The 21,646-nt window shown below is 67.8% G+C and carries 23 protein-coding genes and 1 tRNA gene; 11 read left to right on the forward strand and 13 right to left on the reverse strand.

The features are described from left to right. The 8 genes from AC07FA_RS11705 to AC07FA_RS11740 all read left to right on the forward strand — a co-directional run bounded on the left by AC07FA_RS11705 (position 1) and on the right by AC07FA_RS11740 (position 5,443). Positions 1–2,436: a hypothetical protein gene (locus AC07FA_RS11705; RefSeq protein ID WP_479074852.1), complete on the forward strand. Its 2,436-nt coding sequence runs from the start codon at positions 1–3 to the stop codon at positions 2,434–2,436. An 11-nt stretch (positions 2,437–2,447) separates the two neighbouring features. Continuing rightward, complete coding sequence (locus AC07FA_RS11710) at positions 2,448–2,900, forward strand: hypothetical protein (RefSeq protein WP_479074854.1); 453 nt, start codon at positions 2,448–2,450, stop codon at positions 2,898–2,900. Further along, positions 2,897–3,391, forward strand: a complete 495-nt coding sequence (locus tag AC07FA_RS11715) for a hypothetical protein (RefSeq protein ID WP_479074856.1) — start codon at positions 2,897–2,899, stop codon at positions 3,389–3,391. The genes AC07FA_RS11710 and AC07FA_RS11715 overlap by 4 nt, the downstream gene beginning before the upstream one ends. Before the next feature lie 102 nt (positions 3,392–3,493). Beyond that, a complete protein-coding gene (locus tag AC07FA_RS11720; protein WP_479074858.1) occupies positions 3,494–3,694 on the forward strand; it encodes a hypothetical protein in 201 nt (66 codons plus the stop codon). After that, complete coding sequence (locus AC07FA_RS11725; protein ID WP_479074860.1) at positions 3,694–4,578, forward strand: peptidoglycan-binding protein; 885 nt, start codon at positions 3,694–3,696, stop codon at positions 4,576–4,578. Before AC07FA_RS11720 ends, AC07FA_RS11725 begins: the two co-directional genes overlap by 1 nt. A gap of 11 nt (positions 4,579–4,589) precedes the next feature. Then, entirely contained in the window at positions 4,590–4,895 is a 306-nt protein-coding gene (locus AC07FA_RS11730; protein WP_479074861.1) for a hypothetical protein, read from the forward strand. Positions 4,896–4,931: 36 nt separating this feature from the next. Further along, positions 4,932–5,162 (forward strand): holin, encoded by a 231-nt coding sequence (locus tag AC07FA_RS11735; RefSeq protein WP_479074863.1) that lies wholly within the window; start codon positions 4,932–4,934, stop codon positions 5,160–5,162. A gap of 23 nt (positions 5,163–5,185) precedes the next feature. After that, positions 5,186–5,443: a hypothetical protein gene (locus tag AC07FA_RS11740; protein ID WP_479074864.1), complete on the forward strand. Its 258-nt coding sequence runs from the start codon at positions 5,186–5,188 to the stop codon at positions 5,441–5,443. Positions 5,444–5,501: 58 nt separating this feature from the next. On the opposite strand, the gene AC07FA_RS11745 is transcribed toward AC07FA_RS11740, so the two are convergent. From AC07FA_RS11745 to AC07FA_RS11755, 3 genes are read right to left on the reverse strand one after another with little or no spacing between them, the layout of a single operon-like run. Continuing rightward, a complete protein-coding gene (locus AC07FA_RS11745; protein WP_479074865.1) occupies positions 5,502–6,353 on the reverse strand; it encodes a helix-turn-helix domain-containing protein in 852 nt (283 codons plus the stop codon). A gap of 19 nt (positions 6,354–6,372) precedes the next feature. Next, positions 6,373–6,903, reverse strand: coding sequence for a DUF6879 family protein (locus tag AC07FA_RS11750; RefSeq protein WP_479074866.1), 531 nt, complete (start codon positions 6,901–6,903; stop codon positions 6,373–6,375). After that, positions 6,881–7,135: a hypothetical protein gene (locus AC07FA_RS11755; protein ID WP_479074867.1), complete on the reverse strand. Its 255-nt coding sequence runs from the start codon at positions 7,133–7,135 to the stop codon at positions 6,881–6,883. The genes AC07FA_RS11750 and AC07FA_RS11755 overlap by 23 nt, the downstream gene beginning before the upstream one ends. 196 nt (positions 7,136–7,331) lie before the next feature. Here AC07FA_RS11755 and AC07FA_RS11760 point away from each other — a divergent pair, with 196 nt between their 5' ends. The 3 genes from AC07FA_RS11760 to AC07FA_RS11770 all read left to right on the forward strand — a co-directional run bounded on the left by AC07FA_RS11760 (position 7,332) and on the right by AC07FA_RS11770 (position 8,971). Further along, on the forward strand, positions 7,332–7,481 hold the full coding sequence (locus AC07FA_RS11760) for a hypothetical protein (protein ID WP_479074868.1): 150 nt from the start codon (positions 7,332–7,334) through the stop codon (positions 7,479–7,481). Between the two features lie 266 nt (positions 7,482–7,747). Then, positions 7,748–8,239, forward strand: a complete 492-nt coding sequence (locus AC07FA_RS11765; RefSeq protein WP_479074870.1) for a hypothetical protein — start codon at positions 7,748–7,750, stop codon at positions 8,237–8,239. 78 nt (positions 8,240–8,317) lie between these two features. Continuing rightward, positions 8,318–8,971 (forward strand): class I SAM-dependent methyltransferase, encoded by a 654-nt coding sequence (locus AC07FA_RS11770; RefSeq protein ID WP_479074872.1) that lies wholly within the window; start codon positions 8,318–8,320, stop codon positions 8,969–8,971. A gap of 17 nt (positions 8,972–8,988) precedes the next feature. Here the strand turns inward: AC07FA_RS11770 and AC07FA_RS11775 are convergent, their stop codons facing one another. The 10 genes from AC07FA_RS11775 to dnaN form a co-directional block, all read right to left on the reverse strand. Further along, entirely contained in the window at positions 8,989–9,228 is a 240-nt protein-coding gene (locus AC07FA_RS11775) for a helix-turn-helix domain-containing protein (protein ID WP_479074873.1), read from the reverse strand. Positions 9,229–9,618: 390 nt separating this feature from the next. Further along, a complete protein-coding gene (locus AC07FA_RS11780; RefSeq protein WP_479074875.1) occupies positions 9,619–10,395 on the reverse strand; it encodes a hypothetical protein in 777 nt (258 codons plus the stop codon). A 799-nt stretch (positions 10,396–11,194) separates the two neighbouring features. Next, positions 11,195–11,268 (reverse strand) — tRNA-Ile (locus tag AC07FA_RS11785). Between the two features lie 70 nt (positions 11,269–11,338). After that, on the reverse strand, positions 11,339–11,920 hold the full coding sequence (locus tag AC07FA_RS11790) for a DUF3566 domain-containing protein (RefSeq protein ID WP_479074877.1): 582 nt from the start codon (positions 11,918–11,920) through the stop codon (positions 11,339–11,341). A gap of 105 nt (positions 11,921–12,025) precedes the next feature. Next, a complete protein-coding gene (gene gyrA, locus AC07FA_RS11795; protein WP_479074878.1) occupies positions 12,026–14,641 on the reverse strand; it encodes a DNA gyrase subunit A in 2,616 nt (871 codons plus the stop codon). A 46-nt stretch (positions 14,642–14,687) separates the two neighbouring features. Next, positions 14,688–16,757, reverse strand: a complete 2,070-nt coding sequence (gyrB, locus tag AC07FA_RS11800) for a DNA topoisomerase (ATP-hydrolyzing) subunit B (RefSeq protein WP_479074880.1) — start codon at positions 16,755–16,757, stop codon at positions 14,688–14,690. A gap of 411 nt (positions 16,758–17,168) precedes the next feature. Then, positions 17,169–17,789 (reverse strand): DciA family protein, encoded by a 621-nt coding sequence (locus AC07FA_RS11805; RefSeq protein ID WP_479074881.1) that lies wholly within the window; start codon positions 17,787–17,789, stop codon positions 17,169–17,171. Continuing rightward, a complete protein-coding gene (recF, locus tag AC07FA_RS11810) occupies positions 17,786–18,916 on the reverse strand; it encodes a DNA replication/repair protein RecF (RefSeq protein ID WP_479074883.1) in 1,131 nt (376 codons plus the stop codon). The genes AC07FA_RS11805 and recF overlap by 4 nt, the downstream gene beginning before the upstream one ends. Positions 18,917–18,962: 46 nt before the next feature. Beyond that, a complete protein-coding gene (gnd, locus tag AC07FA_RS11815) occupies positions 18,963–19,841 on the reverse strand; it encodes a phosphogluconate dehydrogenase (NAD(+)-dependent, decarboxylating) (protein ID WP_479074884.1) in 879 nt (292 codons plus the stop codon). Positions 19,842–19,971: 130 nt separating this feature from the next. Then, positions 19,972–21,102: a DNA polymerase III subunit beta gene (gene dnaN / locus AC07FA_RS11820; protein WP_383789515.1), complete on the reverse strand. Its 1,131-nt coding sequence runs from the start codon at positions 21,100–21,102 to the stop codon at positions 19,972–19,974. Between the last annotated feature and the right edge of the window lie 544 nt (positions 21,103–21,646).

Genomic DNA, 21,646 nt, shown 5'->3' on the forward strand with positions numbered 1-21,646 from the left:
GTGTCGTCAGTGCTGGTGGAAATGGGCTGGGGCGGGTTGATCCAGTACCCGTGGTCGATCACGTGGACGGACATCACACCCCGGGTGGACATGAAGGTGGGGGTGACGATCAACCGCGGTGCATCCGACGAGCTGTCGGAGGCACAGCCGGGGACATGCACCCTGACCCTGGACAACGGCGACGGCGCGCTCACCCCAGGCAGCCCGTCGTCGCCCTACCGCCCGTTCGTGCGGCGCAATGCGCCGATCAGGGTCAGCGTCCCGGTTCTGCTGGCCCGCAGCGGGAATCCGCCGTGGCCGTTGATCCGGCTGTCCGACGACTTCGCGGACGGCCGGATTGATCCGGTGCTGTGGTCCGGTTCCTACGGTGGCGTGTCTGAAGCGGACGGATACGCCCGTATCCCGGTCACCCCTGGTGGGTTCGCTGCGTTCCAGTCTGGCCGGCAGTGGACCTTGACCGGCGGCCACTTCCGGATCAAGTTCGCGACCTTGCCAGGGGCGAACGGGTCCTCGTCGGCCGCGGTCAGCATCATGGCTAACAGCACCACGGCCGGGACCCGAATCGGGTTCACGTACGACCCGGTCGCTGGAACTCTGCGCTGCGTCAACGAGACTGGGTACTTCGATGCAGGCGCGACAACCCTGACATACAGCCCGATCGATCATCTGTGGGTTCGGGTCCGTGAGGCGTCCGGGACGTTCTACTGGGAGACGTCGGGAGACGGCGTCGCCTACACAGTGCGCCGCACACTGGCCACCCCGGCCTGGATTGGCACGGGCCCGGTGGTCATGGAGATCGTAGGCACCCGCACCGGCGGCACAGCCGATCATGTGGAGTTCCAGCTCGCCAATGCGTTCATCCGTTCCCGTTTTTGGGGCGTGGTCAACGAGTGGCCCGTCGGCTGGGAAGGCCTGCACTCCTCGGTCTCGATCAGCGCGACTGACCTGTTCAAGCGCCTCAACAAACTGCCCGCATTGCGAACGTGTCTGCAAGAGGAGATTTTCGCGGATGGCCCGCTGGCCTACTACCCGCTGACCGAACCCGCTGGGGCCACGTCGGCCGGCGACCAGTCCGGCAGCGCGACAGGGGCGCTCGCCATCACCCAGGTCGGGTCCGGCGGAACCATCGCGTTCAGCGCCACCCCTGGGCCAGCGGCAGCGGTCGAGCCGCTGCCAGTGTTCACCCCGGTCTCGACCTCGGCCGGAAAGTACCTGACGGCAGATCTGGGGCCGGCGTTCGAGGGGGAGACGACGGCTTCCTCGGATGCCATGGAGTGCTGGTTTTCCACATCAACGCCCGGACGCGTGCTCGTTGCTGTGTCGTCCATCGACGCGGCAGCAACGTTCCGGCTCGTGTTCGCTCTGTCAGCGGGCGGGTCCCTTCAGATCGAGTACGGCGACGGCATCGTCGACTCGGTGGCCACGGGCAATTTGGCTGATGGGGTGCTGCATCACCTGGTCTACGACGAGATCACCAGGGAGGTCTACATCGATGGAGCCCTCGTTGATGTCGCTGATGAAGTTCCGCCCATGTACTTCACCCGGATTCTGAACGTCGGCGGGTTCAAGAACGCGCGGCTGTGGTCAGGCACCATCGGGTACGTCGCGCTGTACGGCACGCACACACCGCTGGGTCCGACGCTGGCCGAGCACTACACGGCGGGCGTCACCGCGTTCGCTGGCGAGGCCGCGGACGAACGCATCACCCGCCTCGCGAAATACGCGGGCCTGACGTCCGTGACCATCCTCGGTGCGACCCATGACCCGGTGGCCGAGCAGGGCGAGGGCGGCACCACTGTGGTGGCCAGGATGCGGGAGGTCGAATCCACCGAGTCGGGCCGCCTGTATGCGGAGCGCGACTGGTACGGGCTGGCCTACCAGTCCCGCGACCTGCGGTACAACCCTGAACCCGCGTCCGAAGTCTTCACGATCGCTTACGCGGACTTGGAAACCTCGAACGTGCAGCTCGCCGATGACGATCAGAAGCTGGTCAACTCGGTCGAGGCGTCGCGGCCGGGCGGTGCGACACAGACGGTGTCCGCACCGGCGTCCGTGTCGGCGTTCGGTCCGTACCCGAAGCAGATGAACCTCCTCAAAGTGAGCGACAGTTCCGTTCTGGACGCTGCGTACTGGACGGTGTCCCGCTACGCCGACCCCGATCCGGAGCTGCGCGAGGTTCCGATCGAGGCGTACACGATGGCCGAGTACCTGGACATCCTCGACGCGGACATCAGCAGCTACTTCACCGTGTATGACCTGCCCGACGAAGCTACGGCGGCTGAGATGCGGGTCACGGTCGAGGGCTACACGGAGACGATCAAAGAGAAATCGCACAGCATCCAGTTCCGCACGTCGGCGTCCTCGACCGACTCCGTGTGGGTCATCGGCGACCCCGCGTACGGACAGCTCGGCATCACCACCCGCCTCGCCTACTGATCGGATATCCCGTGGCTGCTAACACCTTGCCCGCCAACACGATTGTGCAGGCCGAGACGTACTACCTGCCCCCTCCACCGCGGCGCAGCCAACCTGCCCAGGACTGGTCGAACGTCCCCGGTGCGGAGCTCATCTACAAGTGGGCCGAGTACCGGCTCGGCCGCCGCATGCCCGTCCCAACTACGACAGTCCCGGATCACCCTGGCCTGTACGCCCGCATCGATGACGGGCGCTGGCTCGCCGAGTGCGACGCCTGCCGGGCCGCGTGGATCGTGTCCGTGCTCGACCCCCGGTTCGGGTGCGTGGAATGCCGGCGGGACTGGGTGCCGCTCATCGTCCCAGTCGACATCCCGGCTGCGGAGGCAGAGGCGCTGACCCTGGCCTCTCGGTTCTGGTGGCACCCCGACGACCCGCGTAACCCGAACCCGCCGGAGGAGCCCGGGCCCGAGGAGCCGCAACCGTGACAACCACCCCACGCACCTGGTTCAGCGGCGAAGTCCCGACCGGTACGACGTTCAACGTGGAGGTCCGTGATCAGTTCAACGCGATCTTCGACGCATGGACTCCGTACGCCCCGAGCTGGACTGCGGTCACGACTAACCCAGGCCTTGGCAACGGGATCATGAACGGCCGTTACATGAAAGTGGGCCGGACGTGTCACGTGCGCGTCGACCTGACCATGGGATCGACAACCACGTACGGATCAGGCGGCTGGGCCCTGGGCCTGCCGTTCGCCGCTTCCCCCACTGGTGTGCAGAACGGGATCATCCACGCGCTCATGTCGCTGCGCGTCGCAGGCCACATGAACATCAGCGGCGGCGCCTCTGTAGGGCAGCTCTTCTTCCCCACCACGGCGAACCCCACACAGCTCTCATTCGCCACCGCAACCGTACCCATCACCTGGGCTGCCAACGCCAAGTTGACGCTGGCCCTCACCTACGAGACTGCCGTCTGAGCCACACACACCCACGCCGCCCCTGCCAGATGGCCGGGGCCTTTTGCATGTCTGGAGGCATTCATGGACACCAGCGGTCGACACCCCAGCACGGTTCAGGCTGTGCGCGGATTCGCGTACGACCACCTGCCGGCTCATCTCCGGAAGGTGAGCGGACCGTTCAGTGAGCTCGCCGAGCAGGTCATCGATCTTCTGCCGGATGACCCGGAGCTCACGATGGCGCTGCGGAAGCTGCGCGAGGCGAAGGACTGTGCGGTGCTCCTGGCCGCCGTCACGAGTTCCGCCGATGTGGAGGGCGCCTGATGTCCGCCCCGATGAGCGCGGGAGATTTCCTCCAGGCTCTTCTGGGCGAAGGGCTCACGGTCGTTCAGGTCGGCGACTGGCGTACCCATAACCGCAACCACAAGGGCCCTTGGGGCCCGGTGCACGGCGTGATGATCCACCACACGGTGACCAAGGGCACCGCCCGCACCGTCGAGCTCTGCCGCGATGGGCACGCGAGCTTGCCGGGTCCCCTCTGCCATGGGGTGATCGCGAAGGATGGCACCGTCCACCTCGTCGGCTACGGGCGCACGAACCACGCCGGCCTCGGCGACGACGACGTCCTCCAGGCGGTCATCGACGAGCGGCCGACACCCGAGGACAACGAGGCCAACACCGATGGCAACCGGTACTTCTACGGGTTCGAGTGCGAGAACCTCGGCGACGGCGAGGACCCCTGGCCGGACGTGCAGCTCGAAGCGATTGAGCGCGCGGCCGCCGCCGTCTGCCGGTACCACCGGTGGGACGCCGAGTCAGTCATCGGCCACCTTGAGTGGCAGCCCGGCAAGGTTGACCCCCGCGGGTTCTCGATGACCACGATGCGCGCCCGGGTCGACGGGCGCCTGGTCGACGGCAAGCCGATCCCGCCGGTGAAGCCCAAGCCACCGAAGCCGAAGCCGCCCGTCCGTCCGCCGTACCCCGGCCGCGCGGCGTTCGGGCCGGGCAAGTCGAGCACCGCGATCAGGCGGCTCGGCGAGCAGCTTGTACGCCGCGGCTTCGGCCGGCACTACCGCGTCGGCCCCTCCACCTCCTGGGGCGAGGCCGACCGCAAGAACGTCGCTGATTTCCAGCGCTCGCACAGGCAGCTGCGCGGTGACGCCGATGGCCTCCCCGGTCCCTTGACCTGGCACCTCCTCTGGTCCTGAAAGGACGGCCGATGTCCACTGCCCGCGATGGACCGCCCTCGGATTGGCCAGGGCTGGAGATGGTCGGCTTGGTCGCCCTGACCGACGACATTCAGTTCGGCTGGCTGGCCGCGGAATCCAACCCCACGTTCTGGCACTGGTGCTCAGCCCTGGCCGACGTTCCGGTGGAGCACACGGTGAACGGGCGGTGGGTGGCTGCCGGGACGAGCGTGCACACGCTCGTGTCCCGCGAGCCGCTGCACCTTGAGCCGTCGCTGCTGTGGTCCTGCTGTGGCCTGCACGGCTGGGTGCGCAACGGTCAGTGGATCAACGCCTGACCTCGCCTCATCTCACTTCAAAGAATGGAAATCACCATGCTGACTGTTGCCTTCTGGCGCGCCACCTCTGAGCGCGCTGTACGTACCGCCGCGCAGACCCTCGTCGCCGCCCTCGGCCTGGAGACTCTCGGCGTCCTGGACGTCGACTGGGGCCAGGGCCTGTCTCTCGCCGGGGGCGCCGCGCTCCTGGCCGTGCTTACCGGGATCGCCACGTCCGGCGGGACGGAGGGGCCGGGCATCACCGAGACCGTACGGACCCGCGAGTGATGCCGCCGGAGGCGGCCCCGGCTATGGGGCAGTCGGTAGCTGTAGAGCTGGAGCGAATGCGCGGGACGTTCGACAAAGGGCTGACTCAGCTCGACGGCAAACTTGATGTGCTGGTCGAGCGGAACATGCACACGGGCGAGCGCCTGCTTGCGGCGGAGACAGCGGCTGCTGCCCTGGCAATCCGCGTCACCGCGCTGGAGCGCCGGGTGTGGACGGCGTCAGGTGTGGCCGCCGCCCTCGGCGCCGGCGGCGGCATCCTCGCGACCATGCTCGGCGGATAGACGAACGCCCCCCGTTCCGGCTACGGCCGGGACGGGGGGCGCCTTCGTGCGTCTGGGGTCAGTCCAGCGCGTCGATGGCCTTCACGATCAGGGCGCGCGCATCTGCCCCGTACACGGCCATTCCCCGAAGCTGCTCAAAAGCGGAGAGGTAGAGAGCGATCTCGCTGGGCTGCGTGATGTTCACCTGCGCGGACAGAAGCTCCACCGAGACGAGCGTGTCGTCGTAGACGTGGAACGTCTCCTGCGGCCACAGCGCCCGCTCACGCGTCGCCATCGGGATGATGCCCAACGAGACGGCAGGCAGCGCCCCGACGGACAGCAGGTGCCCGAGCTGGGCTGCAGCAGCGTCGGCGGCCCCGAGCTGGAAGTGCAGCACCGACTCCTCGATGAGGAGCAGGCACCTGTGACCTGATTCGTGGATCACCTGGGAGCGCTCGACCCGGGCCGCCGCCGCTTCCGCCCCATCGTCAGGGATGTCGAGGAGTCGAGCATTCGCGCTGAGCAGCGCCGCGGCGTAGCCCTCAGTCTGGACAAGGCCAGGGACGAGCGTCGGTGAGTACACGCGGAACACGCGGGTCGACCGGTACAGCTGCACGTAGCTGTCCTGGAGTTGCCGCAGTCCGGTGCGGACCCGGCGCCGCCACTCGGTGTAGAGCGTCTCGGCATGTCGTGACGCTGCGATCAGATCGTCCGCGCGGGCGGGTGCCTGGCAGGTGCCGCACCAGTCGCGGATGTCCCGGGCCGAGGGGGGCGTCTTCGCGTTCTCGATCCGGGACGTCTTCGCGTGGTGCCAGCCGCATTTGGCGGCCAGCTGGGTGACGGTCAGGCCGGCGTCCTGCCGGAGCTCGCGGAGCTGCCGGGCCACACCTTCGCGGGCGGCCTGGGCGGAGGACGACGGTGAGATGGACATGCTGGTGCGGTGCTTCCTGTCAGAGGAGGAGGTACTGACCGTGGGGTACGGCCCGGTCCCACACTGCTTCGAATGCGTCGGCGCACTGCTTCACGATGTGGGGTTCGGTGCGAAGTTCGAGTCCGGGCTCGGCCCAGTTCCCTTCGCCGGTGAAGTGGTTGAAGAGCAGCGTCTGCCCGTCGAAGATCCACAGGTCGTTGCCGGGCAGCATGAGGTCGGACGCGCGACGGCGGGGCAGCCACCGGACATGTTCCCCGGCGTGGAGGTTGACGGGTGTGCCGGCGTGCTCGTACCGGATGTAGTCAGTGACGGGCTCGGACACGATGCGGGCTCGGCGCACGGTGACGCCGCGGGCGGTGGCCTGCTGAATGAGGTCGACCCAGGGCGCCCAGTACGCGGACGCCGGGTCGGCGTCGCGGTCGCCGGTGCGCTTCCAGTGCTCGAAATCGTCGGCCTCGTCGCCGACCCCGTAGGCGTCGCGCATTTCAAGGTGGACGGCGGACTGCTGGGCGGCGGCGAGGAGCTCGTTAAAGCTGACGTTCGGCGGCATCGCAGGCCTCCCTCAGCGCTGGCACCATGCGGGCCGGAATGCGGATGACGGTCTCGTGGTCGGGGATTCCGTGCGCGTGGCCAGGAGCGGTGTTGTGGGCGCATTCTTCGAGCGTCGCCGCGTCGGCCTTGTAACTCTGCATCACGATGTCCCGCGTCTCCGGGTCTACCCAGACTGTGGGAGAGCCGCTCTGCCCCGTGTCGGGGTCGATCCCGACGAACTCTAAGTTCACTGCTGCCTCCGGCGTTAGGTCAGTGCACTGATGTGCACCAACCTGACGGGCCGGGGCTTGCGGGTCAAGAGCGCGTCTCGGACTTCGCCACCCGTTGGAGGGGATGCGTGCACACTCATGCACATTGCTGGCGTGCGCGCACAGGGCGTCCCTACGGTCATCGACATCCCTCACCTACCGCGACGGGGAGATGGTCATGGCGATGACGCTCAAGGTGTACGAGGTGAACCGAGAGGGCTCCGTGCGCGTCGTGCGCCCGGAGGCCGAGGTCGTCCCGCTGGAATCCGCTGAGCCGAGCTCCGCCTATCCGACCTGCCAGTGCGATCGATGCGCGGCGCCGTCATGACCGCCCCCGCCCGGCCGCTACCCACGCTGGACACGTTGACCGGGGACCAGGCCGCCGGCCGCGCTTGCGTCTGGTGCCGGGGACTGCTGACCACCGGGGCCGTTTCCGCGGGGACGATCCGCGAGCGGCTCGGTGCTCACGTTCTCGACACCGAGGTGTGGGCCGGCCCTTGCTGCAACGCCACCGAGAAGTCCCAATCACTCCCGCCTCGACGGGGTGGGCCCGCAAGTCCGTCGCACCACCAACGTGCAGGAGGAATTGCCCTGATGAGCACAGTAGTTCAGGCACAGACGCGGACCCGTGATCCGCAGACCATCCTCAACAACGTGCAGCCGCACATCCGCAACCTCACCATCAACGTGACCGACGGCGGCACCATCTGGGAGCGCGAGATCGCACTGTTGCTCCGCGACAACGTCATGGTCCGCAGCATGGCCGAACGCATCCTGGCCAACGCAGTGATGTACACGATCGCCGCCATGGAACACCCGGACGTCCACCTCGGCGTCGGCAAGCTCGTCGACATCGGCGTCCACCAGCTCATCCTTGACACCCCCGTGTACTTCGCCCTCTGCGACGTCCACAACAGCGGCGCGTACAAGCACCACGCACCGTTCATCCAGCGCCGCAGCGACGGCCTGTGCCTGCGGACTGCGGACTTCCTGCGCGCCGACGGCTGGGACGTCGACGACGAGCTCTGGGCCATCGACGGCGCGAACTGCTCGCCCTGTGACAGCAAGGTCCCCGACAGTCACTGACCAGCCCTAGGCTGCCCCTGCCCTCTTCCCCCCGAGGAGGGCAGGGGCTTCACCAGTTCCGCCCACGAAGGGAGTGCCGTGCCCGCACGACACGACATCGCAGCCGAGACCGAACTCTGGGACGCCTACGCGGGAAGCGCCTTCAAGGAGAGCATGGAGCCGGTGTTCCACTGGACCCAGTACGCAGGACACGGCCCCGGGCCGGAGCTCCTCGGCAGCCCCCGGACGGTACTGGAAATCGGATGCGGCACCGGCCGCGCGCTCGCCTACCTCGCCCAGCGCGGCATCCAGGCCACCGGCCTGGACCTGGCCCCCGCCATGGTGAAGCAGACGACGCAGCGGTGGGGCCCGTCGGGCGTGGACTTCATCTGCGCCGAAGTCCTCGACCACCTGCGCGAGAGCACCGAGACATACGACGCCATCTACTCGATCTTCGGTGCGGCCTGGTTCACCGACCCGACCAAGCTCCTGCCCCTCGTCGCCGAGCGGCTGAACCCAGGCGGCGTCCTCGCCTTCTCACATCCGCCGGCCATCCCCGGCGCCTACGGCCCGCAGGGCATGTACAAGGGCGGCTTCGCCGGGAAGGCGATGTTCACCTACCGCTACAGCTACACGCCCCGCCGGTGGGCCGGGCTCCTCGAACGGCACGGATTCCGCGACATCGAGGCCCGCATCATCGATGCCCCGGAACCCGGTCACATCGGGACCCTGCTTGTCCGGGCCGTTATCTGAGTACAGCAGTTGGCGTCCTACTGCGGGTCGAGGAGGTTGCCGAGTGGCATGTCGAGTGCGGCGGCGAGGCGGAGGAGCATGGTGAGGCTCGGGTCGCTGGTGCCGTACTCGATGCGGTGGACGGTCTTGTGGTCTATGCCCGCGAGCTCGCCGAGCCGTATCTGTGTCAGGCCCGCGTCTTCGCGGGCCCTGCGCAAGACCTGGCCGATCTGCTGACGGCGGGGTAGCACCCAGTCCGGGAGCGGGTCGGTTGTCACCCTTCAACGCTCAGTTGATCATGACGCCTTGTCTTTACCTGGCTGGGTAAATCTGGCGATCATGGGTGCACGTGCGGTCGAGTTGTGATGTGCGTCCTACATCGACCGCACCAGTCCGGCCATATTCGGCCGGGCTGCGCCGCCCCATCCCGTATGCGGGGTGGGGCGGTTTACGCTTTGCAGCACAACGCCCCCTGCCGACCTTCTCGGCAGGGGGCGCCTTCCGACCCGGAGCCTCCCGAGCATCCGGGCCGGGCCTGTACTGGGGTTGTGCGTCAGACGAGCGGGTGGGGGAATCCGCCGGCCTCCCCACCCTGACTCTACGCACGGAGGCCCGTGATCCACAGGCTGTGGGCGGTGTGTGCACAAGGTCATGACACCGTGTGCGATTTACGGAAGCTCACGCTCCGCCGACCGGCCCCACCAGGCCATCACTTGGTAGAGGCTGCGCGCCTGGAGCGCAGCCTTGAGTGCGGCGACTTCCTTGGCCACGGTTCGGTCCGCCAGGCCCAGGCGCCGCCCGGCCTGCTGCTGCGAATAGCCGGCTTCCAGCTCGCGCAGCATGGCGCGCTGCCGTGCCGTTGTGATGGCGGCCCCTGGTGACCTGTTGAGCGCCTGCCAGGGGGTAGCGCGGTCCCAGTACAGATTGAAGATCGATCGGCCCCACATGACGGCACTGCGGTCGGAGACGTGCCATCCGGAGTGGGTCTCGGACCCCTCGACGACGAGGTTGTCGATGAACAGGTGACATCGGTCCAGCACGACCATTCGGGGGAACGCATCTCCGAGGACTCTGATTTCGGCACCGGCCGCCACGAGCCCGTCGACGTGGGCACGGGTCTGGTCATGGTCGTGAGCGCGGGCGTTGTAGAGGGAGCGGACCCGGACACCGCGGCGGCAGGCACCCATTGTTCGTTCGGCGCCGACTCGGAGAATCTCTGGGTCCCGGTCGGCCGGCTCTCCGGGCTGGGCGCTGTAGACCTCCGACGCTGCGGCGTCGGTCAGTGGCAGGATTCGGGCGTTCATCAGGGCGGGGGTCCCGAGGTACTCCGAGCCGGGACCGCCGTACCAGCGGTGCGGGTCGTAGTCGGCGGCCAGCGCCTCGACTGTGGGGATCTGGCTGAGGCGGTCGATGGTTCCGGCCAGGTCGGCGAGGGCCGACGTCATGAGGTCCTGGGCGACGGCGCGCGGGTCCTGGGCGATGTACTGGCCAGGCCGGTATGGGTCAGGGGTGACGAGACTGAGATCAATAAGGGTCTCAACCGCCTCCGGGGCCGGCGTTCCGTTCCCAGCAGCGACCGACCGGTATGTATCTAGGTCGGTCTCCGCGAGTAGAGGCCGACCTTCTTCTCCCGCTTTTCCCATGTCCGCCCCCTTTGTCATGAGCAAAAAAACGCACGTGCGGATTTCAGCACGGCGGGCCGCTTGGTGTCACGGTCTGGGCATGGCAGCCTACATACAGCAGCGTTACTACGAACGCACGTTCGAAGTGAGGGGAGGGGTGTAGCCGTGTCCAGAATCAGAGCCCGGGCCGCGTTGGCGGGCGCCCTGTTGGCACTCGCCGCAATCACAGCCACCGCGGCAACCGCGGCAACCGCGGCCGCTGACGGCCTGCCAGAGTCCGCGGCCGGGGACGTCGGATGGGGAACCCCACCTGCGGACCCAACGCCGTCACCGACGCCGCCTCCCCCCGCTCAGCCGACCGATGTCGGCTGGGGCTGAGACGCCCCACCCTGATCGCCGGTCAAGGATCGGGAGGCCCAAGACCGGAGCAAGCGACGCCCCCTGCCGAAACAAGCGGCAGGGGGCGTCGCGCTGCAAAGAGTAATCCGGCAATCCGCCAGGCGGTACGGGCCTGCGCCAGCAGGAAGTTACGGGGCAGTAGCGGGGTAACAAGATCAACAAATGTAGAAGGCCGGTAGATCCTGGGGATCTACCGGCCTTCTGACCTGGCGTTACGCCGCTGTGGGGCTAACAGGATTTGAACCTGTGGCCTCATCCTTATCAGGGATGCGCTCTAACCAACTGAGCTATAGCCCCGCCGCGCTGTGCGCTGACTTCTGAAGATTAGCGCACGTCGGGGCCAGTCCCAAAATCGATACCTGGAGAGCTACTCGTCCTCGGCCAGAGTGAGCTCCACTCCGCCCACGAAGCCGGCCGACAAGTTGTAGATGAAGGCACCCAGCGTCGCCAGCGCGGTGGCCAGCACCACGTCGATCACCGCGATGACCGAGGTGAAGACGAGGACACGCGGCAGCGACAGGAACGACTGGAGATCGAAGCCGTTGCTCTCGTTCGAACCGGTGGCCTCGCTGATCGTGCCGCCCACGGTGGAGAAGACGCCCATCGCGTCCATCACCATCCACAGGACCGCCGCCGCCACCACCGTGCAGATGCCCAGCGCGATGGAGAGCAGGAAGCTGACCTTCATCACCGACCACGGATCGGCCTTGGCCACCCGCAGTCGCGCCTTGCGTGTACGCGGAGTGGTCCGTGCGCCCGTCCGGGGCAGGCGCATGGCCTGCGCGCCCCCTGCGGTGCCGCCCCCGCCCTGCGTGCCGCCCACAGGCGCCGCGTAGGCCTGCGGCGGGTGATAGGGGCCCGCCTTCCCCTGCGCGGGCTCACGCTCACCGGGCAACGGCCCGGTCGCATAGCCCTCGTACTGGGGCTGTGGCCCCCGAGTGTCCGTCACAGTGCCCCCTTGGGAGTCCGTGGCAGGGCCACGGGCACCGTTCGCTCCAGCTCCGGAAGCGGCCGAACCGGCGCCCGTGGCTCCACTCACGCTCTACTCCTCGTGCTACCCGGCCGAAGGCTCCGTGCCCTCGGCAGTGCCCTCGACCACGCTCTCGGCCTGAGCCTCGACCGTCTCGCCTTCGGCATCATCGGCCCCATCGACCTCTTCTGCCTCACGACCGGCCTCGGCGTTGCGCGCGATGCCGACGACGGCGTCACGCTTGCCCAGATTGATCAGTTGGACGCCCATGGTGTCACGGCCCGTCTCCCTGACTTCATTGACTCGCGTGCGAATCACACCGCCGCCGAGCGTGATGGCAAGGATCTCGTCCGTCTCCTCCACCACCAACGCACCGACGAGCAAGCCCCTGTCCTCCACGATCTTGGCGGCCTTGATACCCAGGCCGCCCCGACCCTGAACGCGGTACTCGTCGACGGGAGTCCGCTTCGCGTACCCACCGTCGGTGGCAGTGAACACGAACGTACCCGGCCGGACAACATTCATCGAGAGCAGTTCGTCGCCTTCGCGGAAACTCATGCCCTTGACGCCCGAGGTGGCACGGCCCATGGGGCGCAGCGCATCGTCCGTCGCAGTGAACCTGATCGACTGGGCCTTCTTGCTGATGAGCAGCAGGTCGTCCTCGGCCGAGACCAGCTCCGCACCGATCAGTTCGTCGTCGCTGCCGTCCTCGGTCTCCCGGAGGTTGATCGCGATGACACCGCCGGAACGGGGCGAGTCGTAGTCCTTGAGCGCGGTCTTCTTCACGAGACCGCCCTTCGTCGCCAGGATCAGATAGGGCGCGGCGTCGTAGTCGCGGATCGCCAGGATCTCGGCGATCTGCTCGTCCGGCTGGAAGGCCAGCAGGTTGGCGACATGCTGGCCACGGGCGTCCCGGCCGGCGTCCGGAAGCTCGTACGCCTTCGCCCGGTACACGCGGCCCTTGTTCGTGAAGAACAGCAGCCAGTGGTGCGTCGTCGACACGAAGAAGTGGTCGACGATGTCGTCTTCCTTGAGCTTCGTACCGCGCACGCCCTTGCCGCCGCGCTTCTGCGAGCGGTAGTCGTCCGTCTTCGTGCGCTTCACATAGCCGCCGCGGGAGATCGTGACGACGATGTCCTCCTCGGCGATCAGGTCCTCGATGGACATGTCACCGTCGAACGGCACCAGCTTGGAACGCCGGTCGTCGCCGAACTTCTCGACGATCGCCGCCAGCTCCTCGCTGACGATCTGCCGCTGCCGCTCGGGCGACGCCAGGATCGCGTTGTACTCGTTGATCTTCGCCTGGAGCTCGTCGTGCTCGGCGGTGATCTTCTGGTGCTCCAGCGCGGCCAGCCGGCGCAGCTGCATCTCCAGGATCGCGTTCGCCTGGATCTCGTCGATCTCCAGGAGGCCCATCAGGCCCTCGCGCGCGATCTCCACCGTGTTGCTGCGCCGGATGAGTGCGATGACCTCGTCGATCGCGTCCAGCGCCTTGAGCAGACCGCGCAGGATGTGCGCCCGCTCCTCGGCCTTGCGCAGGCGGAACTTCGTACGCCGGACGATGACCTCGATCTGGTGCGTCACCCAGTGCCGGATGAACGCGTCGATCGACAGCGTGCGGGGCACACCGTCGACGAGCGCCAGCATGTTCGCGCCGAAGTTCGTCTGCAGGTCGGTGTGCTTGTACAGGTTGTTCAGTACGACCTTGGCGACCGCGTCACGCTTGAGCACGACGACCAGGCGCTGACCGGTCCGCGAGGACGTCTCGTCGCGGACGTCGGCGATCCCGCCGACCTTGCCGTCCTTCACCAGGTCGGCGATCTTCTGCGCGAGGTTGTCGGGGTTGGTCTGGTACGGGAGCTCCGTGACGACCAGGCACTGGCGGCCCTGGATCTCCTCGACCGCCACGACCGCCCGCATCGTGATGGAGCCGCGGCCGGTGCGGTACGCCTCCTCGATGCCCTTGCGGCCCACGACGAGCGCGCCCGTCGGGAAGTCGGGTCCCTTGATCCGCTCCAGCAGCGCGTCCAGAAGCTCCTCGTGGGAAGCCTCGGGGTGCTCCAGATACCACTGCGCGCCGGCCGCGACCTCGCGCAGGTTGTGCGGCGGAATGTTGGTGGCCATACCCACCGCGATGCCCGCCGAGCCGTTGATCAGCAGGTTCGGGAAACGCGCCGGGAGGACGACCGGCTCCTGGTTACGGCCGTCGTAGTTGTCCTTGAAATCGACGGTCTCCTCGTCGATGTCACGGACCATCTCCATGGACAGCGGCATCATCTTGCACTCGGTGTACCGCATCGCCGCGGCCGGGTCGTTGCCCGGGGAACCGAAGTTGCCGTTGGAGTCCACCAGCGGCATGCGCATCGACCAGTGCTGCGCCAGTCGCACGAGCGCGTCATAGATCGAGGAGTCGCCGTGCGGGTGGTACGTACCCATGACGTCACCGACGACGCGGGCGCACTTGTAGAAGCCCTTCTCGGGGCGGTAGCCGCCGTCGTACATCGCGTACAGCACGCGGCGGTGGACGGGCTTCAGGCCGTCCCGCACGTCCGGCAGGGCACGCGACACGATGACGGACATCGCGTAGTCGAGGTAGGAGCGCTGCATCTCCGTCTCGAGCCCGACGGGCTCGACACGCATACCGATGCCCGGGACAACGGGCTCTTCTTCGGGTGTGACAGTGGGGTTCTCGTCGGCCATTGCTGGTCAAAGTCCTTTCGAGCTGCGGCTTGCTTGTACGGCCGACTCAGATGTCGAGGAAGCGGACGTCCTTGGCATTGCGCTGGATGAACGAGCGCCGTGCCTCGACGTCCTCACCCATCAGCACCGAGAACAGGTCGTCGGCCTGCGCCGCGTCGTCCAGCGTGACCTGACCGAGCACCCGGTGGTCGACGTCCATCGTCGTGATGCGCAGCTCCTCGGCGTTCATCTCGCCGAGACCCTTGAATCGCTGGATCGAGTCTTCCCGGGTCCGCTTGCCGTTCTGCTTGCCGAGCTCGACCAGGGCGTCGCGCTCACGGTCCGAGTACGCGTACTCGAAGTCGTCCCGGCCCCACTTGATCTTGTAGAGCGGCGGGCGCGAGAGGTACACGTGCCCGGCCTCGACCAGCGGCCGCATGAAGCGGAACAGGAACGTCAGCAGCAGGGTGTTGATGTGCTGGCCGTCGACGTCGGCGTCCGCCATCAGGATGATCTTGTGATAGCGGAGCTTCTCGATGTCGAAGTCCTCGTGGACCCCGGTACCGAAGGCCGAGATGAGGGCCTGGACCTCGGTGTTCTGCAGGATCTTGTCGATCCGGGCCTTCTCGACGTTCAGGATCTTGCCCCGGATCGGCAGGATGGCCTGGTACATCGGGTTACGGCCGGACTTCGCCGAACCACCGGCGGAGTCACCCTCGACGATGAAGATCTCGCACTTCGTCGGGTCGTTGGACTGGCAGTCGCTGAGCTTGCCCGGCAGCGAGGCGCTCTCCAGGAGCCCCTTGCGACGGGTCAGGTCACGGGCCTTGCGGGCCGCCACCCGGGCGGTCGACGCGGCGATGCCCTTACGGATGATGTCGGCGGCCTCGTTGGGATTCCGGTCGAACCAGTCCGTCAGCTGCTCGTGCACGACCTTCTGCACGAAGGTCTTGGCCTCGGTGTTGCCCAGCTTGGTCTTCGTCTGGCCCTCGAACTGCGGCTCGCCCAGCTTCACCGAGATGATCGCCGTCAGACCCTCGCGGACGTCCTCACCGGTGAGGTTGTCGTCCTTCTCGCGCAGCAGCTTCTTCTCGCGCGCGTACCGGTTGACCAGCGAGGTCAGCGCCGCACGGAAGCCCTCCTCGTGCGTGCCGCCCTCGTGCGTGTGGATCGCGTTGGCGAAGGAGTAGACACCCTCGCTGTACTGCGTGTTCCACTGCATGGCGATCTCGGCCGAGAGGAGTCGCTCCTTGTCCTCGGCCTCGATGTCGATCACCGACTGGTGAATGACGTCGCCCTTGCGGGAGTTCAGGTACTTCACGAAGTCGACGATGCCGTTTTCGTAGTGGTACGTGACCGTCCGGGCCGGCTCCTCGTCGGGAACGTCGACCGCCTCGACGCTGTCCGCGCCCGCCGTCGCCTTCGCCGACTCGCGCTCGTCCGTGAGCTTGAGCGTGAGGCCCTTGTTGAGGAACGCCATCTCCTGGAAGCGGCGCGAGAGGGTCTCGAAGGAGTACTCGGTGGTCTCGAAGATGTCCCCGTCGGCCCAGAAGGTGACCGTCGTACCGGTCTCGTCCGTGGCCTCGTGACGGGCCAGCGGGGCGGTCGGGACGCCGAGCTTGTAGTCCTGGGTCCAGCGGTATCCGTCCGTCCTCACCTCGACGGCCACCCGCGTGGAGAGGGCGTTGACGACGGAGACACCGACGCCGTGCAGACCGCCGGACACGGCGTAGCCGCCGCCTCCGAACTTTCCGCCCGCGTGCAGGACGGTGAGCACGACCTCGACGGCCGGCTTGCCCTCGGACGGCACGATGCCGACCGGGATGCCACGGCCGTTGTCGATGACGCGCACCCCGCCGTCGGCGAGGATCGTGACGTCGATGGTGTCCGCGTGCCCGGCCATCGCCTCGTCGACCGAGTTGTCGACAACCTCTTGCACGAGGTGGTGGAGACCGCGCTCACCGGTGGAACCGATGTACATGCCAGGCCGCTTGCGGACCGCGTCCAGGCCCTCGAGCACGGTGATCGCACTGGCGTCGTACGAAGACGTGACCTCGCCGTTCTCACCGGTCGCGGACGGGTTGTTCTCGTTGGGGTTGCCGGAATCGGCCACGAAGCGCCCTTTCTGGCACAGCACAGGCCGCGTTCTCCGGACAGGCGGGAGCGGCTGCGTCGTTCGGCTTGTATCGACGAATCCCGCACAGGGACGGGATTACGCACCAGTCTACCGGTAGCGCCGACATGAATGGGGGTTTGCCGGTACCTGAGTCCGCATGTGCCGCCCTGAACCAGCGCCTGCCGACTCCCCATATCCGGGAAGGGGGCCAAGGAGGCTCACACGGGCGTTGAGCGCTTCGGCCTGTCAACCTCCCGCTACGGTGAGGGACGCCGCACTCCGGCCGGTGACCGCCAACCTGTACATAACTGCACAACCCGGGAGCAGCGGGCGGCACCGGGAGTGCAGCGCCACCGGAAGGAAGACGAAGTGAAAAGCCCCGGCACAGGCCGGGGCACCACCAGCACGGAGCGGGAAAACCCCAGCTCAGCCTCAGCCGTACGTGTCCCCGGGACCCGTACTCCCCGGTGCGCGCAACGGACCGAAGCGGCGCTGCGGACCCGTCGGCCCCAGCACCTTGATCAACCTCACCGTGCCCTGCCCGAGATCCGTGTTCAGCCGTGCCACCAGCTGCGGAGCCAGCAGCCGCAGCTGGGTCGCCCACGCCGTCGAATCGCACTGCACGGTCAGCACGCGCTCGGCCGGAGCCTCGTCGTACCGCAACGGCACGCAGTGATTCGCCAGATCGTCGCCGACGATCTGCGGCCACCGCCCCATCACACCGCCCACCGCCGCGGGCGTCTCCCACCCGCGCTCGGTGATCAGCCGGTTGATCGCCGAACCCAGCGGCAACGGATCACGACCGTCGGACCGCGCCCCCGAACGCAGCCCGCCGCCACGCCTGGCCTGCTTCTTCTGCTGCGCCGCAGCACCACGCGCACGAGCCTGTTCCTTCGCCGCCCGCAGGGCCACACGCGCCAGGTCGACGCCCGAGACCTCCGGCTGCTTCGCCACTCGTTCACGTACATCCGGCTCACCCACGGAGTCCAGCGAGGGCTCGGTGCCACCCGAACCGGGGCCCGGGGCCCCCGATGTCCCTCTGCGGCCGCTCATACCCGCTCCACCCCGCCCGCGGACACCCCGTACCGCGTACCCGCGAGCACACCCGGAACGTCGTCGTCCACGGCAGCCGTCACCAGCACCTGTTCGCCCGGAGCCACCAGCTCCGCCAGCCGCTCCCGGCGCCGCGCGTCCAGCTCCGCGAACACGTCGTCCAGGATCAGCACCGGTTCGTTGCCCTCGGAGCGCAGCAGCTCGTACGAGGCCAGGCGCAGCGCCAGCGCGTACGACCAGGACTCGCCATGACTCGCGTAGCCCTTCGCCGGCATTCCGCGCAGCCCGAGCAGCAGGTCGTCACGGTGCGGTCCGACCAGGGTCACGCCCCGCTCGATCTCCTGCTTGCGGACCTCCGCGAGCGCGGCGATCACCTGCTCGTACAGCTCCTCGCGCGTCCGCGCGGGCTCCACCCCGGCACCGATCGAGCTCCGGTACTCCAGGGTCACGGGGCCGCCACCCGGCGCGACGTCCCCGTACGCCTTGTCCGCGAGCGGCTCCAGCGTCGCGATCAGATCCAGCCGCTGCGCCAGCAGCTCCGCGCCCACCCGGCCCAGATGCTGGTCCCAGACGTCCAGCGTCGACAGATCCATCGAACGGCCACCGTGCCTGCGGGCCATGGCCGCGGACTTCAGGAGGGTGTTGCGCTGCTTCAGCACCCGCTCGTAATCCGAACGGACCCCAGCCATCCGGGGCGAACGCGCCGTGACCAGCTCGTCGAGGAAGCGGCGCCGCTCACCGGGATCACCCTTCACCAGGGCCAGATCCTCCGGAGCGAACAGCACGGTCCGTACGATGCCCAGCACGTCACGGGGCCTGACCTGCGACGACCTGTTGATCCGGGCGCGGTTGGCCCGCCCCGGGTTCAGTTCGAGCTCGATCAGCTGTGACCGCTCGCCCTGGGTGACGGCGGCCCGGATCACGGCCCGCTCCGCCCCCATCCGCACCAGCGGCGCGTCGGACGAGACGCGGTGGCTGCCGAGCGTCGAGAGATAGCCGATGGCCTCGACGAGATTGGTCTTCCCCTGGCCGTTGGCACCCACGAACGCGGTGACGCCCGGGTCGAGTGGAACCTCGACCCGGGCGTACGAGCGGAAGTCGGCCAGCGAGAGATGCGTGACGTGCATGTGCGCCGACCTCCCGATTTCCTGCTCCGTGCTGGTACTGCTCGATCTACTTCTTGTTCTCGACCGCGTGGCCGCCGAACTGGTTGCGCAGCGCGGCGATCATCTTCATCTGCGGGGAGTCGTCCTGGCGCGAGGCGAACCGCGCGAAGAGCGAGGCGGTGATCGCGGGCAGCGGCACCGCGTTGTCGATGGCGGCCTCCACCGTCCAGCGGCCCTCACCGGAGTCGGCGGCGAAACCGCGCAGCTTGTCGAGGTGCTCGTCGTCGTCCAGCGCGTTGACCGCCAGGTCGAGCAGCCAGGAACGGATGACCGTGCCCTCCTGCCAGGAGCGGAAGACCTCGCGCACGTCGGTGACGGAGTCGACCTTCTCCAGGAGCTCCCAGCCCTCGGCGTACGCCTGCATCATGGCGTACTCGATGCCGTTGTGAACCATCTTCGCGAAGTGCCCGGCGCCGACCTTGCCCGCGTGCACGGAGCCGAAGTCACCCTCGGGCTTGAGTGCGTCGAAGATCGGCTGGACCTTCGCGACGTTCTCGGCTTCGCCGCCGTACATCAGCGCGTAGCCGTTCTCCAGGCCCCAGACGCCGCCGGAGACTCCGCAGTCGACGAAGCCGATGCCCTTGATGCCCAGCTCGACCGCGTGCTTCTCGTCGTCCGTCCAGCGCGAGTTCCCGCCGTCGACCACGATGTCGCCGGGCGACAGCAGAGCCGCCAGCTCGTCGACGGTGGACTGGGTCGCGGCACCCGCCGGAACCATCACCCAGACGACGCGCGGGCCCTTGAGCTTGCCCACGAGCTCTTCGAGGCTCTGGACGTCCGAGACATCCGGGTTGCGGTCGTAACCGATGACGGTGTGGCCTGCGCGGCGGATGCGCTCGCGCATGTTGCCGCCCATCTTGCCGAGGCCGACGAGACCGAGCTCCATCAGAGATTCCTTAAGCGTTGTGCCGATTCGTACCCAAAGCCGAGCCTACGCCCGGCCGGGGACAGCGAGGCGGGCCTGCTCAGCGTCGAGCGTGCCCGCCGGATGCTGCCGTGACAGGTCGATCGCCCGGTCAGCCGGAGAGGCGGACCGGCATGATCAGGTACTTGTACGCGTCGTTCGCCTCCGCGTCGACGGCCGGGCGGCCGCTCAGCAGGGCGGGCTTGGTGGACGTCGTGAAGGAGAGCTGGGCGACGGGGGAGTCGATCGCGCTGAGCCCGTCCAGCAGGAACGTCGGGTTGAAGGCGATCGAGATGTCGTCGCCGTCGAGCACGGCGTCGACGCGCTCCACAGCCTGTGCGTCGTCGCTGGAACCGGCCTCCAGGATCAGCACGCCCTGCTCGAAGCTGAGCCGCACCGGGGTGTTCCGCTCGGCGACGAGGGCCACGCGCTTGACGGCCTCGACGAACGGGGCGGTCTCGATGACCGCGACCGAGTTGAACTCGGTGGGGAACAGCGTCCGGTACTTCGGCAGGTCGCCTTCGAGCAGACGCGTCGTCGTACGGCGTCCGGCACCCTCGAAACCGATCAGCCCTTCACCGGCACCGGAACCTGACAGCGCGAGCGTGACCGTGTCACCGCTGGTCAGCGCCTTGGCGGTGTCCAGGAGCGTCTTGGCGGGCACGAGGGCCACCGCCGAGGCGTCCGGGTTCTCCGGCTTCCACAGGAACTCGCGGACGGCGAAGCGGTAGCGGTCGGTGGAGGCGAGGGTGACGGTGTCGCCCTCGATCTCGATCCGGACGCCGGTGAGCACGGGCAGCGTGTCGTCGCGGCCCGCGGCGATGGCGACCTGGGCGGCGGCCGAGGCGAAGACCTCACCGGGAACGGTGCCGGTCGCCGTCGGCATCTCCGGCAGTGCCGGGTACTCCTCCACAGGAAGGGTGTGGAGTGTGAATCGCGACGAGCCGCAGACCACGGTCGCCCGTACACCGTCTGTGGAAATCTCCACCGGCCTGTTCGGAAGGGCGCGGCAGATGTCGGCGAGGAGCCGGCCGGAGACGAGCACCGTGCCGTCCTCGTCGACCTCCGCGTCCACCGAGACCCGGGCCGAGACCTCGTAGTCGAAGCTGGAGAAGCTGAGGGCTCCGTCCTCAGCCTTCAGAAGAAGGCCCGCGAGAACGGGCGCCGGCGGACGGGCCGGGAGGCTTCGGGCCACCCAGGCCACCGCCTCCGCGAGTACATCGCGCTCCACCCGGATCTTCACCGGAACCGCCTCCTGCTGTTGCTCGCTCGCCCTGCTGGCCTTCGTCGTCTGGTCGGGGTCTTCCTGCCGTGGGGCTGGGGAGGACGCCGGGGTCCAGTCTGACGTACGGCACCGACACTCGTTGCTGCTCGGGGTCAAGTCGCGACGAGAGGTCCGGAGCGGGCCCGGCCGAAGTTGTGCACAGGCCCCACTTCGAAGCGGATTCCTGGCTAACTATGTGTGGCAGTAGTAGTAGGGCCTGTGGAAACCGTGGATAACCTTGTTTTCGCAGGTCAGACCCCGTTTTTTGTCCACCGGCCCTGTGGGCGGTGCCGGTGGACAACCGAGGGCTTCTGTGGACACGCGAAAGTTCTGCACACCCGATGCACAGGAGCCGGTCACTTCTCCCCAGGGCCGTCCCCAGCTTTACCCACGTTCCCCACAGCCCAACCGACCCTCTTGGTGTGACGCCTTTCACTCCGGGCGGTGAGGGCGTGTGTTGCGTTGCCGAACAGTGGACAGGGGTGTGGAGAAGTTGGGGACAACATCACCCAGCCTGTGGGCC

The sequence above is a fragment of the Streptomyces sp. NPDC045968 genome (genome assembly GCF_056430475.1).

Coding starts and splice junctions, on each gene's coding strand:
- AC07FA_RS11730 (WP_479074861.1), top strand. CDS start 4,590: ATGTCCACTGCCCGCGATGGACCGCCCTCGGATTGGCCAGGGCTGGAG.
- AC07FA_RS11805 (WP_479074881.1), bottom strand. CDS start 17,789: ATGAGCGGCCGCAGAGGGACATCGGGGGCCCCGGGCCCCGGTTCGGGT.
- AC07FA_RS11740 (WP_479074864.1), top strand. CDS start 5,186: ATGGGGCAGTCGGTAGCTGTAGAGCTGGAGCGAATGCGCGGGACGTTC.
- AC07FA_RS11725 (WP_479074860.1), top strand. CDS start 3,694: ATGTCCGCCCCGATGAGCGCGGGAGATTTCCTCCAGGCTCTTCTGGGC.
- AC07FA_RS11745 (WP_479074865.1), bottom strand. CDS start 6,353: ATGTCCATCTCACCGTCGTCCTCCGCCCAGGCCGCCCGCGAAGGTGTG.
- recF (WP_479074883.1), bottom strand. CDS start 18,916: ATGCACGTCACGCATCTCTCGCTGGCCGACTTCCGCTCGTACGCCCGG.
- AC07FA_RS11735 (WP_479074863.1), top strand. CDS start 4,932: ATGCTGACTGTTGCCTTCTGGCGCGCCACCTCTGAGCGCGCTGTACGT.
- gnd (WP_479074884.1), bottom strand. CDS start 19,841: ATGGAGCTCGGTCTCGTCGGCCTCGGCAAGATGGGCGGCAACATGCGC.
- AC07FA_RS11760 (WP_479074868.1), top strand. CDS start 7,332: ATGGCGATGACGCTCAAGGTGTACGAGGTGAACCGAGAGGGCTCCGTG.
- AC07FA_RS11750 (WP_479074866.1), bottom strand. CDS start 6,903: ATGCCGCCGAACGTCAGCTTTAACGAGCTCCTCGCCGCCGCCCAGCAG.
- gyrA (WP_479074878.1), bottom strand. CDS start 14,641: ATGGCCGACGAGAACCCCACTGTCACACCCGAAGAAGAGCCCGTTGTC.
- AC07FA_RS11780 (WP_479074875.1), bottom strand. CDS start 10,395: ATGACGTCGGCCCTCGCCGACCTGGCCGGAACCATCGACCGCCTCAGC.
- AC07FA_RS11765 (WP_479074870.1), top strand. CDS start 7,748: ATGAGCACAGTAGTTCAGGCACAGACGCGGACCCGTGATCCGCAGACC.